The sequence below is a fragment of the Sphaerisporangium dianthi genome (genome assembly GCF_042654065.1).
GTDB classification, from domain to species: domain Bacteria; phylum Actinomycetota; class Actinomycetes; order Streptosporangiales; family Streptosporangiaceae; genus Sphaerisporangium; species Sphaerisporangium dianthi.
In genome coordinates, this window is sequence record NZ_JBHSFP010000014.1 from 84247 (window position 1) to 100634 (window position 16388).

Genomic DNA, 16388 nt, shown 5'->3' on the forward strand with positions numbered 1-16388 from the left:
CGCCCCCGCCCGGAACTCTCATCCCCCGGACCGCGCGAGCACCGCCCGCCTCTGCCGGGAGCCGAACAGCCGCCGCAGCGGCCCGGCGTACGGGAACAGGACGATCGCCAGGCCGGCGAGCAGCAGCAGCGCGGTGAAGACCCACTCGCGGGAGCCGCCCGGCCCGTAGACGCGGCCGGCCCGCCCGGTGTCGAACGCGCGGGTCCGCTCTCCGGCCCGCATGGTCTCCCGGTCGGCGCCGTAGAGCGTGACCTCGGCCTGGCGGAGGGCGCCGTCGTCGGAGCGGAACTCCCCGCTCCACGAGCAGCTCTCGTGCCCGGGATGCTGGACGCAGGCCAGGGTCTCGGCGGTGAAGACCCCGGGAACGCCATCGGCCCGCGCCGCGCGAACGACGGGGCCGATGTGGGGAACGGCGAGGTACAGCAGGAACGCCCCCACGAGCGTCAACGCCGCGGCGAAGACCGGGGAGCGTCCCTGCCTGGAACGTCCCTCCGTCATGCGCGGGCCGCGCAGGTGCACGCCATCACGGCGCGCTCGGAGGGGGACGGGCGCAGGTGGCGGACCATGGCCACGACCATGGGGATGAAGACGATCGCGTTGTAGAACAGGTGGAGCTCCACGCGCGGCGCGACGAGCTGCAGGATGCTGGTGGGCACGGGACGGTTCGCCAGGTGCCAGCCGGTGAGCGCCTGGACGAGCAGGAGCAGGTGCTCGAAGTGGTGCCAGACCTGGATGCCGAGCGAGATGTTCCACCAGGTGCGGGCCGTGCCGGTGAACGCCTTCCGCAGGGCGAAGAGGCCGGCCAGCATGACCAGCGCGTAGCCGTAGTGCATCCACTCGGAGGTGAAGGCGGGGGGGTACAACGCCCCGATGACACCGAGCGCCTGCTTGGGCGGCCAGCCGAGCACCCACAGCTGGATCGCCTGGGCGATGTGCTCGGCCCAGTGGGCGATCACGATGAACGCGAAAACGTTCAGCGCGATCCTGTGGTAACGGCCGTTGAGAGCCGAATCGTTGAGGGGAGCCGCCGAAACTGTCTCGGTCGCCATGCGCAAACCTCGATCCCGGGATATGACCATGTGCCCGTCGCGCGGCCGGCGCGTACGGACGCTTTCCCGGCCCCGCTCGCGCGAGCGCAGGGAAACACCGAAGTCAATTCTTCCGGTCGGATCGCCGGCGATTCTTCTCCGTATGTGCTGTGTTCCGCGCGCGTACGGATACGGGCTCGCCTAATCGGGCTCACATCCCCGCCGGAAGAAATTCACCGGCGCACGCGGCCGTTTCCGCGCGATATCACAAAGGCACGTTGCCGTGTTTGCGCTGCGGCGACGGCTTGCGCTTGTTGCGCAGCATCGCAAGGCCCCTGGCGATCACCGCGCGGGTCTCCACCGGGTCGATGACGTCGTCGACCAGGCCGCGCTCGGCCGCGTAGTGCGGGTGCATGAGCTGCTCGGCGTACTCGCCGACCAGCTCCGCCCGCAGCCGGGCGGGGTCGGCGGCGGCGGCCAGCTCCTTGCGGAAGATGATGTTCACGGCGCCCTCCGCTCCCATGACGGCGACCTCGTTGGTCGGCCACGCCAGGGACAGGTCGGTGCCGATGGTGCGCGAGTCCATCACGATGTACGCGCCGCCGTAGGCCTTGCGCACGATGACGTGGATGCGCGGGACGGTCGCCTCGCAGTAGGCGTACAGCAGCTTGGCGCCGTGCCGGATGATCCCGGCGTACTCCTGGTCGGCGCCGGGGAGGAAGCCGGGGACGTCGATCAGCGACACCAGCGGGATGCCGAAGGCATCGCAGAACCGCACGAAGCGCGCGGCCTTCTGCGAGGCGGCGACGTCGAGCACGCCGGCCAGCACCATGGGCTGGTTGCCGACGATGCCGACCACCTCGCCGTCGATGCGGGCCAGGACGCAGATCACGTTCTGCGCCCAGTCCTCGTGCAGCTCCATGTACTCGCCGTCGTCCACCAGCTCGGCGACGATCATCCGCATGTCGTAGGGCTTGTGCGGCTCGACCGGGACGATCTCGGCGAGCCGGGGGCGCATGTCCTCGGTCGCGTCGCAGGCCGGCGCTCTGGGAGGGAACTCCAGGTTGTTGCTGGGGAGCAGCGAGATCAGGTAGCGCACCTCCGCGAGGCAGGTCTCCTCGTCGTCGTGCACGAACGTGGCGATTCCGGACTTCTTGCCGTGCACGTCCGCCCCGCCGAGCTCCGCGTGCGTGTACCGCTTGCCGGTCACCGCCTCGACCACGTCCGGCCCGGTGAGGTACATCTGCGCGGTGTCGCGCACCATGAAGGCGAAGTCGGCCAGCGCCACGGTGTAGGCGGCCCCGCCCGCGCACGGGCCGAGCACCACGCTGATCTGGGGGATGACGCCGGACGCCTGGACGCTGCGCTGGAAGATCCCGCCGTACCCGCTGAGCGCCACCACGCCCTCCTGGATGCGGGCCCCTCCGCTGTCGATCAGGCCGATGATCGGCGATCCGGTGGAGATGGCCAGGTCCATCACCTTGTGGATCTTGGCGGCGTGCGCGGCGCCGAGCGAGCCGCCCATGATCGTGAAGTCCTGCGCGTAGACGAACACCCGCCGGCCGTCGACCGTGCCGGAGCCGGTGACCACGCCGTCGGTGTGCGGCCGGTTCTCCTCCATCCGCAGCCCGTGCGCCTGGTGGCGGCGGTACATGTCCAGCTCGACGAACGAGCCCTCGTCCAGCAGCATCGCGATGCGCTCGCGGGCCGTGCCCTTGCCCAGGCGGTGCTGGCGCTCGACGCTCTCGCGGCGGCCGGTCACGATGCCCTGGCGCAGCCCGCCGTGCCGCTCGCGCAGCGCCTCCATCGAGCGGGCCGGCGTGGGCGGCGGCTCGGCCGCGGCCTCCTCCTCCGGCCGGCGGCGCGGGCGGTCCTGGACCCCGGTGACGCCGTTCGACCGCCGGGGCACGGCCACCGGGACGAAGTCGATCTCGACGGCGGTCAGCGGCTCCGGCGCCGCCTGAAGGTCCAGGCTCGGGCTCGTCGCGATCTGCTCGGTCATGGCGCCCTCTCCCCTCATCGCGCGCCCGCGGACGACAGGCTCGGCCGTTCCAGCCCCGCCTGCCGCGCCGACAGGCGGCCGTTCTCGTACAGCCAGCGCACCGTGTCTCCGACCGTCTCGGCGATCGGCCGGGGGCCGACGCCGAACGTGCCGGCGTGTCCGGCCACCCGCGTGGCGCAGGCGCATGTGTAGATGGCTCCGTACTCGGCGGGAATGTGCCACGGCCACACCCGCTGGACCAGCCCGGCGAGCGCGCCCACCGGGAGCATCGCGCCGGCGGGCAGGAAGGCCGCCGGCAGCGCGCGGCCGGTGACCTCGCGCAGCACCTCCATGTACCGCCGCGTCGACAGGTAGTGCCCCGGCCCGAAGTGACGGCCCGGCGCGGCCCGGCCGGGCCGCAGGGCCCGCTCCGGCGCGGCCACCAGGGCGGCGTGCAGCGCGGCGGTGTCGCGGACGTCGCCCACAGGGAAGCCGCCCAGCGGCCACAGGGGCGTCAGCCCGCGCAGCACCGCGCGCACGCGCGAGACCTGGTCGCCCATGTTGGGGTCGTGCGGGCCGAGCATCGCGGGCGGATAGGTGATGACCACCGGCGCGCCCTCGTCCTGGTGCCGGCGCGCGATCCTCTCGGCCGCCGCCTTGCCGGCCATGTAGGTCTCGCGGGGACGGCCGACGGGCGACCCGGCGTCCACGACGCGGCCGGCGGCGGGGAACAGCGCGACGACGCTGGAGACGTGGACGATCAGCCCCGCTCCCGCGCGGCGCGCGGCGTCCAGCACGATCCGCGTGCCGCGCTCGTTGACCTGCCGCATCCGGGCGTGGTGCCTGCTGTCGAAGGAGTACACCGACGCGGCGTGCAGCACGGCGTCCGCGCCGCGCACCGCCCTGGCCACGGAATCGGCGTCGGTGACGTCGCCCGTGACGGTCTCGACGGCGTCGGGGCCGAGGTGGAAGGGCGCCAGAGCGGGGGCGGCCTTCGCGGCGTCGCGCACCAGCATGCGCACGCGGTGACCCCCGCGGATCATCGCCGCGACCGAATGGGCGCCGACGAATCCCGTGCCCCCGGTAACGCAAACCAGCATCAGACCATCTCCTCTGATCCACACCAGTCAAAAGCCTGTAAGCGCCCCCTGTCATCTCCGAGTGTGCGCGGCGCTCCGGCGCCTCAGATCCAGCCCTCTTCTTTGGCGCGCAATGCGGCCTGGAAACGATTGACGGCGCCGAGCCGCGTCATGAGATCGGCGACATAACGGCGGTAGGTGCGAACGGAGACGTCGATTTCGCGCGCCGCGATCTCGTCCTTGTCCGCCGTCGCCATGACGGCGAGGACTTTACGCTCGAGATCGGAAAGGAGCGGCGCGTCGGAACTCGGCTCGGTGTATTCCCGGAAATCCGTGGCAGCGTCCCATACGCCGTCGAAATAGGTGACCAGCTGCGACACCAGGCCCGGTTCCTTCACCAGCAGGGCGCCGCGGGCGCTCTCCTTGGGGTGGATGGGCACCACCGCGATGCTGCGGTCGAAGATCAGCATGCGGTCGAAGGGGTCCTCGGTGATGTGGACCTGTCCGCCCAGGCCCACCAGCTCGCGCAGGTAGGTCACCATGTCCTGGTCGTCCAGCGCCTTGGGGTGGTAGACGGCCTTCACCGCCAGGCCGCGGCGCAGCGAGCGGGCGTCCAGCGGCAGCGCCGTCTCGATGGCCCCTCGCGACAGCGGCCCGCCCGGATGCAGGCACAGGGTCTCCTTGTAGGAGAAGAACCCCAGGTCGTCGAGCCGCTGGCGTACGCGGTCCAGGCCCTCGACCCGCTCGATGTCGAGCATGGAGTTGGCGTTCTCGCCGTGCTGCTGGTCCTCCACGAGGGAGGCGATGGCATCCCGTGCGCTGAGCACACGGCGGATCTCCGAGTTGAGCTCGTTGAGACGCTGCTCGACGAGGCGCTCGATGCCGATGCGCGGCTCGGTGGCCATGACGCGGTGGCGGTCGGTGAGGTCGAGCAGGGACAGCCGGTGGAGGGTGTCGACCGCCGCCTCGATGGAGTCGGGGTCCAGGTCGAGCGCCTGCCGGATCGAGCCGATGCCGTCGCCATGGTGCCGCAGGAAGTACCGGTAAATCTCCAGTGCGTCCGCCGGAACACCGATGACGGAAATGTCCATGGCTCGCCTCCTGGCCATGTACCTCACTCAGGGGGGATCAGGGCCCTGCGCCCGTTGCCCGGCTCCATGGATTCGTATACATACCAACTATCAGGGATCTAGATAGTCGGTGTTTCTCGCAAATTGCTCTGCTCACCCCTACGGGTGACCCGGACGGGAGTCGGGGTCGGGAGGCACGCTCGCCGGGGTCGGGCACGCCGAGCGCCCGCGCGTGGACCGCGACGGTCAAGGCGGCACACCGATGGGTCCGGCGAAGGCGGCACAGCCGTGACGGCCGGCCCGGCCCGTGGCGGCACGCCGATCGATCAAGGTCGCGGCGGCACGCCGAATCGGTACGGTGAAGGCGGCACGACGGTCTGCCCGGTCGTGGCGCGGCAGAAGAGCGGGCCGGCGATCAGCCTCCCGGTTTCCCGGCCGGCTGCGCGTCCTCCCACGCCATCACGATGTCGCGGACCTCGTCCCAGATGTCGCGTATCTGGTCCCACGTGATCCCAACGTCGGGCACGGCTGGTTTGTCGGACATGAGGACCTCCCTCGCCACCGATCGGTGAACCCCTGGTCGACAGTCCTCCCCCGCCCCGCGCTGATAGTAGCTTCGCAGATCATCAGCAAAACTGTCAATCAGCATTACTGACGATTTAAACGGTGACCGTCGGTTGCGCCGCCGATCTCAGCGTGTGAAACTCGTGCCAGACGGAGCCCTGTTTGATGTGCGGCATGCCGCATGTTTCGGGACAGGTGACCACGGAAGGCACGTCTGTGAGCGCTGAATCTCCGAATTCCGATATACCCCTGTCGTACTTCGCCACCGGCGCCACCGGCGTCCTGCTCGGCAAGGCCGGCGACCTGTTCGACGAGCTCCTCGAGGCGGCGGTGGAGCCGTTCGGCCTGCGCTCCAAGGACGTCATCGTGCTCACGGCCATCGACTCCATGGGGCCGCAGTCCCAGCAGCAGCTCGCCCGCACCCACGGCATCGACCGCACCACCATGGTCAGCGTCGTCGACGGGCTCGAGCGCCTGGGCCTGGTGCAGCGCGCCCGCAACCCCGACGACCGGCGCAAGTACGCCATCGGCCTGACGAGCGAGGGGCAGGCGCTGCTGCGCCACAAACTCGGCCCGGCCATGCTGAACGCCCTGGACACCTTCCTCGCCCCGTTCACACCGGACGAGCGCGAGATGTTCGGCACGTTCCTGTGGCGCCTGGTCCATCACCGCGGCGACGCCGCCCGCACGGACGGCTGACTCAGGGCACCGGGCAGGGAAGGGTCGTGCCCGGCGGCGACGTCCGATAGCAGGCCGCGCCCGGGCACACCACCTTCACCGCCTCGCCCGCGTCCCCCAGCGTGACCACGACCGGCTCGTGCCCGAACCGGCGGCAGGCGATGTCGGCCCAGCTCGGCGCCCCGTCCCCCGGGCTTGGGCGCCGGTCGAACGCCGGGCCCGGCCGCCGGTCGAACGCCGAGGCGTCGGCGTCCAGCGCGGACCACTCCAGGTAGGCCAGGTAGTCCACCTCGCGGTGCCACACCGTCAGCCGGCGCAGCGAGTCGGCGGTGGACAGGGTGTTCCACGGCTGGGCCCGCGCGGCCAGCGCTCGCAGGAACGCCTCGGCGACCGCCTCCCCGACCGTGCGCGCCGCGGCCGTGGCGATCGTGGTGCCCTCCCCGCACACGCCGACCACGGCGATCTGGAAGTCCGGGCCGGGCATCGCGAACGCCGAAACCCGGAGTCCCAGGGCGTCCGCCGCCTCGGCCGCCCCCTCGGGGATCATCGCGGCCAGGTGCTGGGAGACCCGCAGCAACGGCATGCGGGGACTCGCCCACCAGCGCGTGACCATGTCGTGGGCCAGCAGGTCGGCGATCGCGCCCGGCACTCCGTCGGCGCCGGCGCCGATCACGCCCACCGCGGTGGGCTCCACCCGGCAGTCCCGGTGGCCCATCCACACGACCTCGGCCGGAAGCATGTACCGCTCGCGGCTCAGCAGGCCGGTGCCCGCGACGCGCGAGTGGCGGTCGGCGGGCGGGTCCGGCATGAAGTCCGACAGGCACAGGTCCCTGTGGTCGTCGGGCGCGCAGGGCCGGGCCACCCCGTCCGGGAGCCGGTGCAGGGCGTCCATGGACGCGACCCGCGCCTTCGCCCTGCTCCGCGCGGTCTCGGCGGAGAAGTGCGCCTCGACGGCGACCACGCCCGACTCCGGGCGGTGGGCATAGGCCAGGTACACCTCGCCGCCCAGGCACTCGGCGATCTCGTCGAGGCACACCGGCGGCGGCGCTGACACCGCCGGCCGCAAGCTGTCAGGTGTGGGCACCATCGTCAACTCCTCGCGACGGATCTGCGGACCGCCGAAGACCCCATGGGAGCCCTCTCGGCCCGTGGCCGGATGCCGCCGGCGGAGGGGTCGTGCCACCGACCGGGCCGTGCGCCGCGTATCTCCGGCGTCCGGCATCCCGGCTCGTGTCGCGGACCGCGCGAGGCGCTGACACGACTGACTTCCATGGAACATGGCCGACAAAGCGCACGTCAACGCGGTGCGACCCATCCAGCAACGTGGAAGAAGAGCCGCCCGGACGTGCGCCGGGACACTGTCGGCCCCCGGCCCGCCGTCCGGGGACGCCGAAGGGCCGGCCGGGCGCCCGCGGTCCGCTCCGCGCGCGCCGGGCACGGCCCGGGAGGCTTTCCCGCCTTCCCCGTCAGGCGCCCAGGGGGCTGTTCTGGTAGGCGGCGAGCTTCCACTCGCCCTCGTGCTTGGCGACGACCCAGGTGGCGCGGACGGCGCGGTCGGGGTGCACCTTGTTCTCGCCCGGGGCGAGCACGCCGCCCTGGGTGATCACCAGGGCGGTCTCGGAGTTGAGGAACCGCATGTCGATGGGCAGCCCGGTGACCTGGGTGCCCTTGTAGGGGCCGGCGAAGGCCGCGGTCATGAACGCCTCGATGTCCGCGGTGCCCTTGCTGAACGCCCCCGGGAGGATCATGGTGCCGTCCGGGGTGAACACCGCGGCGAACGCCTTGGCGTTGTGGCTCGCCCACGCCGCGACGATGCGGCTCGGGACGGAGACGACGGCGGCCTTGTCGGTGTCGGAAACGGCGGGGGCGGGGGCGGTGCTGGTGGTGGTCATGTTCGGACCCTTCAGTCGTCTCTGCCGTCAGATGTAGAGCGTGTTGGGCTCGAGACCGCAGAGGATCCGCCCGTACAGCTCGGCGTTGGTGTTCGGGTGCATCAGCGCGTGCAGGTTGGCGGCGTTGGTGTCGCGGCTGATCCGCTGGATCGGCACGTTGCTGTAGATGGACGACCCGCCGCTCGCCGCGGCGAAGATGTCCACGGCCTCCTTGGCCAGCTTGACCACCTGGCCCATGTCGGCGCGGGCCCGCGCCCGCTCCTCGAGCGTCCACTCGGCGGCCTGGGCGCCCTTGGCGTCGACCAGTCCCGCCAGCCGGTGGGCGTGGAACTCGGCCTGGTCGATCTTCATGACGGCCTCGGACACCTGCAGGTGCGTCAGCGGCGCCTCGGCCTGGCTGTCGTAACCGGTGTAGGTGATCTTGCGACCGGGGAGCCGGTCGAGGAAGGTCTCCTTGGCGGCCCTGGCGAGGCCGATCAGGGTGCCGACCGAGGAGGCCGAGGCGACCGGGAGCAGCGGAGAGCTGTAGATCGGGCGGCCCGCGACGTCCGGCGAGGCCGGCTGTCCCTGCAGCACCAGCGGCAGAGGGAGCACGCGCCCGTCGGGGATGAACAGGTCCTGGGCGATCGTGGTGACGCTGCCGGTGCCCTTCAGGCCCGAGGTGTGCCAGTCGTCGACGATCGTCAGGTCGGAGATCGGCACGACGATGGCGACCGGCATCGGCTCGCCCTCGCCGCCGATCTGGATCGCGACGAGGACCTGGTAATGGGCGTGCAGGGCGCCGCTGATGAAGCCCCACTTGCCGTTGACGATGACGCCGCCGTCGACCTTCGAGGCCATGCCGGTCGGGCTCAGCGTTCCGCAGATGCGCACGTCGGGGGTGGCGAACACCTCGTCCAGGACGGGCTCGGGGAACATGCTGGCCATCCACGTCGGGATCCAGTACACCGACGCGACCCAGGAGGTGGAGCCGTCGGCCCGGCCGAGCTCGGCGGCGACGTCGACCAGAGTGCGGGTGTCGGACTCGTAGCCGCCGTAACGGGCGGGCACCCGGAGCTTGAAGATGCCCGCGTCGGCCAGGGCCTCGATGGACTCCTCGTGGACGCGGCGGTTCTCCTCCGCCCAGGCGGCGTGCCCGCGCAGGAGCGGCACCAGTTCGGACGCGCGACGGACGAGCTCGTCCCGGGTCGGAACGTCGGTCGTCAGCACCATATCCTCCTAGAAAAGTCCGGCGAGAAAAGGCGGGACCGGCAGGCGCCGGATGGCCCGAATTCGCATGTGGCCGGAACGCCGGCCGCCGATGCTCACCATCCGACGGTCGCACCGGCCGTTCCGACCACGCATCTTCTGAATTGCCGAACGCCCATTCCGCGGGCCGCAGACCGCAATGTGAGAGATGTGCCGGAGGAATGGCGGATGTGAATATTAAGCTCCGCGACAGGCTTCCGGTGTGCCCGCCCGTCACCGTCGCCGAGCGGAACGTGTCGCCGGTGACACCACGGCTCGCCTCTTCCTGCCGGCACGCGCGTGCGACAGCGGACCTTTCTGCGGGCGTGTCCTTTCCTGGGACGTGCTTTCCCGGCACGTCCTTTGGACGGCCGGCTCGACGGCTACCGATTCACGAGGAGTTGAGGTGCACGTAGAGGAAAGAAGTCCGGCACCCGCCGACACGGCCCCCGCCAACGGCGTGGCGGCCGAACGGCCGAAGACGCGCCCGTTCACCGGCGAGGAGTACATCGAGAGCCTGCGCGACGACCGGGAGATCTACCTGTACGGCGAGCGCGTGAAGGACGTCACCTCGCACCCGGCGTTCCACAACCCCATCAGGATGACGGCGCGCCTGTACGACGCGCTGCACGACCCGGCCAAGCGGGATGTCCTGACCAAGCCGACCGACACCGGCGGCGACGGCTACACCCACCGGTTCTTCACGACGCCGCACAGCGTCGAGGACCTGGTCGCCGACCAGCAGGCCATCGCCGAGTGGGCGCGGATGAGCTACGGCTGGATGGGACGCAGCCCCGACTACAAGGCGGCCTTCCTCGGCACGCTCGGCGCCAACGCCGAATTCTACGAGCCGTTCTCCGACAACGCCCGGCGGTGGTACAAGGAGTCGCAGGAGAAGGTCCTGTACTGGAACCACGCGATCGTCCACCCGCCGGTCGACCGCAACCGCCCGCCGGACGAGGTCGCCGACGTCTTCGTGCACGTCGAGAAGGAGACCGACGCGGGCCTGGTGGTCAGCGGCGCCAAGGTCGTGGCCACCGGCTCGGCGCTGACCCACTACAACTTCATCGCCCACTACGGGCTGCCCATCAAGGACAAGAAGTTCGCGCTGGTCGCCACCATCCCCATGGACGCCAAGGGCATGAAGCTCATCTGCCGGCCGTCCTACTCCACCACCGCCACGGTGATGGGGACGCCGTTCGACTACCCGCTCTCCTCGCGCCTGGACGAGAACGACACCATCCTCGTCCTGGACAAGGTGCTCATCCCCTGGGAGAACGTCTTCGTCTACGGCAACCTCGGCAAGGCGCTGCTGTTCACCGGCCGCTCGGGCTTCTTCGAGCGCTTCACCTTCCACGGCTGCACGCGACTGGCCGTGAAGCTGGAGTTCATCGCCGGACTGCTCATCAAGGCCACCGAGATGACCGGCACCAAGGACTTCCGCGGCGTGCAGACCCGCATCGGGGAGGTCCTCGCCTGGCGCAACCTGTTCTGGGCGTTCTCCGACGCGGCGGCGCGCAACCCGGTGGAGTGGAAGGACGGCGCGCTGCTGCCCAACCCGGCGTACGGGCTGGCCTACCGGTGGTTCATGCAGACCGGGTACCCCCGGGTCAAGGAGATCATCCAGCAGGACATCGCCAGCGGGCTGATCTACATCAACTCCAGCTCCGAGGACTTCAAGAACCCCGACATCCGGCCGTACCTGGACAAGTACGTCCGCGGCTCGGACGGCAGCGACGCGGTCGAGCGCATCAAGGTCATGAAGCTGCTGTGGGACGCCGTGGGCACCGAGTTCGGCGGCCGGCACGAGCTGTACGAGCGCAACTACGCCGGCAACCACGAGAACACCCGCGTCGAGCTGCTGAACGCGCAGATCAACAACGGCCAGGTGGACGGCTACAAGGCGTTCGTCGACCAGTGCCTCAGCGAGTACGACCTCGACGGCTGGACCGTCCCGGACCTGTCGTCCTTCGACCACCTCCGCCGCATCGGCAACGGCAACACCCTCAACCCCTGACCGCCCGCGCCCTCCATTCGTCCTTCCCCAGTGAGGCCACCGCCCCGCCGGTGGCCTCACTGTCGTGCGGCGTTCTACTCGAAGATCAGTCCCACGCCCGGGACGCACTTGGGCTTCTTGGGGGCGAAGATGAGGCCGTCTATGGCCGTCGGGGTCCGCAGCGGGCCGCCCTGGATCTGCACCCCCGCGAAGAACTCGAAGCGGACCGGACGGAAGATGTCGCACGGGTCCCGGGGAATGTAGTCGGCCGGGATCCAGGTCGAACCGCCACCGCCACCGCCACCTCCGCCGGGTGAACCCGTGTCCGGCCCGCCCGGAGCCGGCGGGCCGGGGAACGGCCAGACTCTGCCGGGGTCGAACCAGAGGTCCTTCGACAGGACGATGCCGGACGGGGTGATGGCACGGCACACGCTGTCGATGTCGGTCTCCTCGCAGACCTGCGAGGAGTTGGTGGCCGCCCACTGCCCGACCGACTGGATCTCGTCCGGCGTCGTGACCAGCGGCCGCGGGTCGATGGTCAGGTGGCCGAAGTTCGGCCCGTTCGGGAAGAGCGCCGGCATCCTGGCCGCCAGAAAGGTCGCGAGCGCCTTGCCGATGGCCACCGCGCCGAGCTCGTTCGGGTGGAAGCTCTCCTGGAACGACTGGAAGATCTTGCCGCTCCACAGCACGTCCGGGCGGCGCACGAGGCCCTGGAAGTAGGAGTCGGGCTGGCCGAGCTCATGTCCCGCGACCACGCTGGTGCCGTTCGGCCCGGCGGTGTTCGGGTCGAAGATGTGGACCTTGGTCTGCGGATAGTCGGCCTGGAACTGCGCCACCCCGTCCCGGATGGCCTGGTTCACCTTGGCCGCGAAGGGATACATCAGGTCCATGCTCCGGCCGGTGATCTCCTCCAGGTCGGTGTTGCCCGACTCCTTGACCCCCAGCGGGTAGAGCGCCACCACGATCTCGGCCACCGGGTGGGTCTCCCGGACGCTCCACAGTCCGTGGGCGACCTTGTTCTTCAGCTCGGCGACCCGCGGCTGCAGCCGGCTCACCTCGAGGGCGACCGACTGTTCCTGGTCGGTCTTCCAGGTGAACACTCCGAAGCGGCCGTTGGGCGGGTTCAGGTACGCCTCGGCCGCGGTGCTCACCAGGTCGGCGAAACCGGCGTCGTTGCCGCCGAGCCCGAAGTAGGCGATCTTGGCCATGGTCGGGACGTCCTGGGCCTGCGGGGGGTTGCGGACGACCGTTCCGCCCTTCTTCTCCATCTGCGGCTCGTCGAGGTGTTTGATCCACGCGCCGGACGAAGCATGGAAGTAGAGCTGGTCGCGTCCGATCAGCGTCTGCATCGTGTCCGAGGCGAGGGTCAGCCTGCGCAGCGGGTTGCGGCCCATCTCCAGGGCAGCCCAGGCCACGTAGAAGGGGGCCAGACCGGACTTGTGGGTGAAGTCCTCGCTGCCGTCGGCCTTCGGCACGTACTTGTGGTCGTGGCTCGCACCCTCGCCGCTGGTGTAGCTGTCGCCGTAGACGACCGCGTCGTAGGGATCCGGCACCTGCAGGGGGGCACAGGTCGGCGGACATGGCAGCGGGACCGGTAACGGCGGGCGCGTCGGGAAGCCGGTCGGCAGTGGAATCGGATCGGCGCCGGCCGCGGTGGCCGGCAGGAGCAGCCCCAGGGCGGCGAACGACGCCGTCAGTGCGACGAGCACCCGGGTACGTCGTGGGACACGGGAGGGTGACATGTGAACCTCGCTCGATGATCGCGTGGCTTGCCGCAGCAGCATGCTCCGCGACGGCCCTCGCTAGCATCGGGCGGTTCCCTACTCCATCCCCTACATCGACCCGGCGTCCGGGCCGGCGGCCGCCCGGCCGTCCCGGCTCTGCGCGTCCGCGGCCAGGTGCTGGGTGAGGGTGACGCGCGACTGGACGCCGAGCTTGGCGAAGGTGCGGGAGAGGTGGGCCTCCACCGTCTTGGGGCTCAGGTACAGCCGCTCCGCGATCTGCTGATTCGTCAGCCCGCCCACCGCGAGGTCGGCGATCTGCCTTTCCCGGGTGGTGAGCGCGGAGAGCGGACCGGCCGGTCGCCGCCGTCCCCGGGGCGCCTGGGCCGCCAGCCGGCGCTCGTCACGCGCCAGCGCGGCGGACAGCCAGGCCGCCCCGGCGGCCGCGTACAGGGACTTGGCCCGGCCTATCTCGTTCCGTACCGTCACCACCGAGCCGAGAGCGGCGTGCAACTCCGCGGCGAGCTGCCGCGCGAGCCCCTCCTCGACCGGCGCGCCGGCGGCGGCGAAATGGTCGGCGCCCCGTGCCGCGTGCACGACCGCCTCCTTCGGCCGCCCGGAAAGCATGAGCACCTTCGCCCGCGCCCGATGCGCGAACCCCAGCTGATGGGGCAGACCCGACCGCGTCGCCAGGAGGACGGCGTTCTCGGCGAGCGAGTCGGCCTCGGACCGGGCACCGGCGGCCGCCGTGGTCACCGCCCGCAGGGCCAGGCAGTACGTCCCGGTCAGTTCGTCGGCCGGGTCCTCCCCGGTCAGCGCGGCGAGAGCGCGGTCGGGCCGTCCGGCCTCGGCGTGGACGAGCGCGAGGTCGAGCCGCGCCAGCCCCGACCACCAGCCCGACCGGGGCAGGGTCCCAGAGATCCGTTCGGCGTGTTCCAGGGCGGCCCGCGGTCCGTCCCGCCACAGCAGCGGGCGCAGCAGCAGGATGCTGGACATGGCCAGGGTCTCCCGGCTGTGGATCAGCCGGGACGCCTCGCGGGCCTCCTCGGCCGCGGTCACCGCCTCGGACAGCCGGCCCTGCCGCTCGTTCAGCGCGGACAGGACGATGAGCAGGTACGGCACGCTGTGGCTACGCCCGGCACGGTAGGCGATGTCCAGCCCGCGGCGCAGATGCCGCGACGCGTCGTCGTAGCGCCGCAGGTGGAGCTCGACCCAGGCCAGCGGCGCGATCAGCTCAAGGTGCGGCGCGAGCACGTCGTCGGTCATGGCGTCCGTCAGCCACGCCGCCCGGCCGGTCTCGCTCAGGCTCTGGGCCACGTGGCCGTCGCGCAGAGCGGCCAGCGCCTGGATGGTGCGGGCGGCCGCCTCCAGCGCCTCGTCGTCGGCGTCTCTCAGGGACCGGATCGCGTCGGCGGCCGCGAGCCGGGCCTTCCCCGGCTCCCGTCCCATCAGCTCGACCGCGGCCAGCCCGAGCCGGGCCAGGCTGGTCGAACGGTCGCGCGCGTACGGCCGGGTCAGCTCGGTGGTGAGAAGTGCTTTCGCCTCGTCGAAGTCGCCGAGCAGGCGATAGATCATCGAGGAGAAGCTCACCGCCGCGATGCGCAGCGGCCCCGGCGCCCGTATCACCTCCTGCAGGATCTGCCGGCTGCCCGCCAGATCGCCGGTCACCCCCAGCGCGCGGCCCAGTGCCCACTGCAGCTGGATGCGCCATGAGGCCAGGTCCGCCTCGTCCGGCAGCAACCGGATCGCCGTGCGCAACAGCCGGACGGCGGTGGACGGAGCGGCGTCCAGGGCCGCCGCGGCGGCGGCCTCCAGCGTGCGCACCGCCTGCACGTCGCCGTGTCTCGCCGATCGCGCGGTGTGGTGGGCCAGTAGTTGCAGCGGGCCGCCGTTGGTCCGCAGATGCTCCGCCGCCCGGTCGTGCGCGCGCGACCGCCAGGCGGCGCCGGCCATCCAGTACGCCGCGGCCCGGACCAGGGGGTGACGGAACCGGAGGGAGGCGTCGGCCTCGACCACCATGCCCACGCCGACCAGATGGTCGACGGCATGATCGAGGGCGGCCTCGGGCAGTTCGGTGATGGACGCGACGAGGTCCAGGGAGATCGGTTCGCCGGCCACGGCCGCCGCGCAGGCCACCTGCCGGACGTCCGGCGTCAGGGCGGTCAGTTCGGTGCTGAGCACCTCGAGCAGCGCCCGTTCGGGTGCGCCGGTCGCCGTGTCCCCGGCCTCCGCGAGGGCGGTCAGCGTCTCCACGCCCGCGTCGGCGAGCACCTGGAGGTAGAGCGGGTTGCCGTGAGTGGTGCGGTACAGCAGTCGTCGCCGGCCGCGGTCCGCCTCCGGCAGCAGCGCCGCCACGTCGGCCTCGCCCAGCGGAGCGAGGCTGATGTGGGCGGTCGCGTCGCCGAGCTGGGCGAGGGCCCGGGCGATGCCCGCGGGCACCTGGGCCGCGCGGTACGCGGTGGCGAGCAGCAACGGCGCCCGCGGCGGGCGGCGCAGCAGATATTCGGTCAGCTCCACGGACGACCGATCGGCCCAGTGCAGGTCGTCGAGCACGATGGCGACCGGACCGGCCGCCCCCTGGTCCTCGATGAGCCGGCGCGCGCGCTGGAAGAGCCGGTAGCGGTCGAGCCCCGCCCGCCGGGCCTCGGACGGCCCGGTGGCGTCCAGCAGCAGCTCGGTCAGCGCGCCCTGCGCGTCCCGGCTCGGATCACCCGGCTGGGGTTCGAACGCGGCGATGTAGACGCCGAACGGCACGTCACGTTCGAACTCGGTCGCCTGACCGTGATGGACGGCGAATCCGCGGGCCCGGGCCAGATCGGCCAGTTCGGCGAGCAGACGGGTCTTGCCCATCCCCGGGTCGCCACGCACCGCCACGGCCCGCAGCGCCCCGTCCGCCGCGCCCGACACGGCGCTCGCGAGGAGGCCGAGCTCAGCGTCGCGGCCGATCGGCCTGCCGTATGTCGCCCTGTTGGCCATCCCGCCCTGAACATCCGGTCCGGTGAGTGCAGACAGCAGAGACGCCCAGCCTAGTCGGGTGATCGCCGGTTGGGAATACGCGGCCGTTCCGGCACACCGGACGGACCAGGCGACCTCGGGTCACCGACCTCGCGATGCCATGGAGCCGGGTCCTGTGGGCATGGAAAGACCGGCGG

At 71.3% G+C, this 16388-nt stretch carries 13 protein-coding genes; 2 read left to right on the forward strand and 11 right to left on the reverse strand.

What is annotated here, in order from left to right; translation table 11 throughout:
• Nucleotides 1–18: 18 nt before the first annotated feature.
• From ACFO60_RS20915 to ACFO60_RS20940, 6 genes are all read right to left on the reverse strand, one after another.
• On the reverse strand, nt 19–498 hold the full coding sequence (locus tag ACFO60_RS20915; protein WP_380842485.1) for a hypothetical protein: 480 nt from the start codon (nt 496–498) through the stop codon (nt 19–21).
• Entirely contained in the window at nt 495–1049 is a 555-nt protein-coding gene (locus ACFO60_RS20920; RefSeq protein ID WP_380842487.1) for a hypothetical protein, read from the reverse strand. The genes ACFO60_RS20915 and ACFO60_RS20920 overlap by 4 nt, the downstream gene beginning before the upstream one ends.
• Nucleotides 1050–1293: 244 nt before the next feature.
• Entirely contained in the window at nt 1294–2835 is a 1542-nt protein-coding gene (locus ACFO60_RS20925) for an acyl-CoA carboxylase subunit beta (protein ID WP_380842693.1), read from the reverse strand.
• A 209-nt stretch (nt 2836–3044) separates the two neighbouring features.
• On the reverse strand, nt 3045–4109 hold the full coding sequence (locus tag ACFO60_RS20930) for an SDR family NAD(P)-dependent oxidoreductase (RefSeq protein ID WP_380842489.1): 1065 nt from the start codon (nt 4107–4109) through the stop codon (nt 3045–3047).
• 83 nt (nt 4110–4192) lie between these two features.
• Nucleotides 4193–5179 carry a hypothetical protein gene (locus tag ACFO60_RS20935; RefSeq protein ID WP_380842491.1) on the reverse strand — a complete coding sequence of 329 codons (987 nt, stop codon included), beginning with the start codon at nt 5177–5179 and terminating at the stop codon, nt 4193–4195.
• A 394-nt stretch (nt 5180–5573) separates the two neighbouring features.
• Nucleotides 5574–5702, reverse strand: coding sequence for a hypothetical protein (locus ACFO60_RS20940; RefSeq protein ID WP_380842494.1), 129 nt, complete (start codon nt 5700–5702; stop codon nt 5574–5576).
• A 236-nt stretch (nt 5703–5938) separates the two neighbouring features.
• Here ACFO60_RS20940 and ACFO60_RS20945 point away from each other — a divergent pair, with 236 nt between their 5' ends.
• Entirely contained in the window at nt 5939–6421 is a 483-nt protein-coding gene (locus ACFO60_RS20945) for a MarR family winged helix-turn-helix transcriptional regulator (protein ID WP_380842496.1), read from the forward strand.
• 1 nt (nt 6422) lies between these two features.
• On the opposite strand, the gene ACFO60_RS20950 is transcribed toward ACFO60_RS20945, so the two are convergent.
• From ACFO60_RS20950 to ACFO60_RS20960, 3 genes are all read right to left on the reverse strand, one after another.
• Complete coding sequence (locus tag ACFO60_RS20950; protein ID WP_380842499.1) at nt 6423–7487, reverse strand: hypothetical protein; 1065 nt, start codon at nt 7485–7487, stop codon at nt 6423–6425.
• Nucleotides 7488–7866: 379 nt separating this feature from the next.
• Nucleotides 7867–8292, reverse strand: coding sequence for an SgcJ/EcaC family oxidoreductase (locus tag ACFO60_RS20955; protein WP_380842501.1), 426 nt, complete (start codon nt 8290–8292; stop codon nt 7867–7869).
• A 27-nt stretch (nt 8293–8319) separates the two neighbouring features.
• Nucleotides 8320–9504, reverse strand: coding sequence for an acyl-CoA dehydrogenase family protein (locus ACFO60_RS20960; RefSeq protein ID WP_380842503.1), 1185 nt, complete (start codon nt 9502–9504; stop codon nt 8320–8322).
• Between the two features lie 421 nt (nt 9505–9925).
• Between ACFO60_RS20960 and ACFO60_RS20965 the strand changes: the two genes are divergently transcribed.
• Nucleotides 9926–11536 (forward strand): 4-hydroxyphenylacetate 3-hydroxylase family protein, encoded by a 1611-nt coding sequence (locus ACFO60_RS20965; RefSeq protein ID WP_380842505.1) that lies wholly within the window; start codon nt 9926–9928, stop codon nt 11534–11536.
• Nucleotides 11537–11610: 74 nt separating this feature from the next.
• On the opposite strand, the gene ACFO60_RS20970 is transcribed toward ACFO60_RS20965, so the two are convergent.
• Nucleotides 11611–13224 carry an SGNH/GDSL hydrolase family protein gene (locus ACFO60_RS20970; RefSeq protein ID WP_380842507.1) on the reverse strand — a complete coding sequence of 538 codons (1614 nt, stop codon included), beginning with the start codon at nt 13222–13224 and terminating at the stop codon, nt 11611–11613.
• Between the two features lie 123 nt (nt 13225–13347).
• A complete protein-coding gene (locus ACFO60_RS20975) occupies nt 13348–16212 on the reverse strand; it encodes a helix-turn-helix transcriptional regulator (RefSeq protein WP_380842510.1) in 2865 nt (954 codons plus the stop codon).
• Nucleotides 16213–16388: the final 176 nt, after the last annotated feature.

What these genes read in the sequence shown, in the direction of transcription:
- ACFO60_RS20920 (WP_380842487.1), bottom strand. Translation starts at nt 1,049, where the DNA reads ATGGCGACCGAGACAGTTTCGGCGGCTCCCCTCAACGATTCGGCTCTC.
- ACFO60_RS20925 (WP_380842693.1), bottom strand. Translation starts at nt 2,835, where the DNA reads ATGGAGGCGCTGCGCGAGCGGCACGGCGGGCTGCGCCAGGGCATCGTG.
- ACFO60_RS20930 (WP_380842489.1), bottom strand. Translation starts at nt 4,109, where the DNA reads ATGCTGGTTTGCGTTACCGGGGGCACGGGATTCGTCGGCGCCCATTCG.
- ACFO60_RS20940 (WP_380842494.1), bottom strand. Translation starts at nt 5,702, where the DNA reads ATGTCCGACAAACCAGCCGTGCCCGACGTTGGGATCACGTGGGACCAG.
- ACFO60_RS20935 (WP_380842491.1), bottom strand. Translation starts at nt 5,179, where the DNA reads ATGGACATTTCCGTCATCGGTGTTCCGGCGGACGCACTGGAGATTTAC.
- ACFO60_RS20915 (WP_380842485.1), bottom strand. Translation starts at nt 498, where the DNA reads ATGACGGAGGGACGTTCCAGGCAGGGACGCTCCCCGGTCTTCGCCGCG.
- ACFO60_RS20950 (WP_380842499.1), bottom strand. Translation starts at nt 7,487, where the DNA reads ATGGTGCCCACACCTGACAGCTTGCGGCCGGCGGTGTCAGCGCCGCCG.
- ACFO60_RS20975 (WP_380842510.1), bottom strand. Translation starts at nt 16,212, where the DNA reads ATGGCCAACAGGGCGACATACGGCAGGCCGATCGGCCGCGACGCTGAG.
- ACFO60_RS20960 (WP_380842503.1), bottom strand. Translation starts at nt 9,504, where the DNA reads ATGGTGCTGACGACCGACGTTCCGACCCGGGACGAGCTCGTCCGTCGC.
- ACFO60_RS20955 (WP_380842501.1), bottom strand. Translation starts at nt 8,292, where the DNA reads ATGACCACCACCAGCACCGCCCCCGCCCCCGCCGTTTCCGACACCGAC.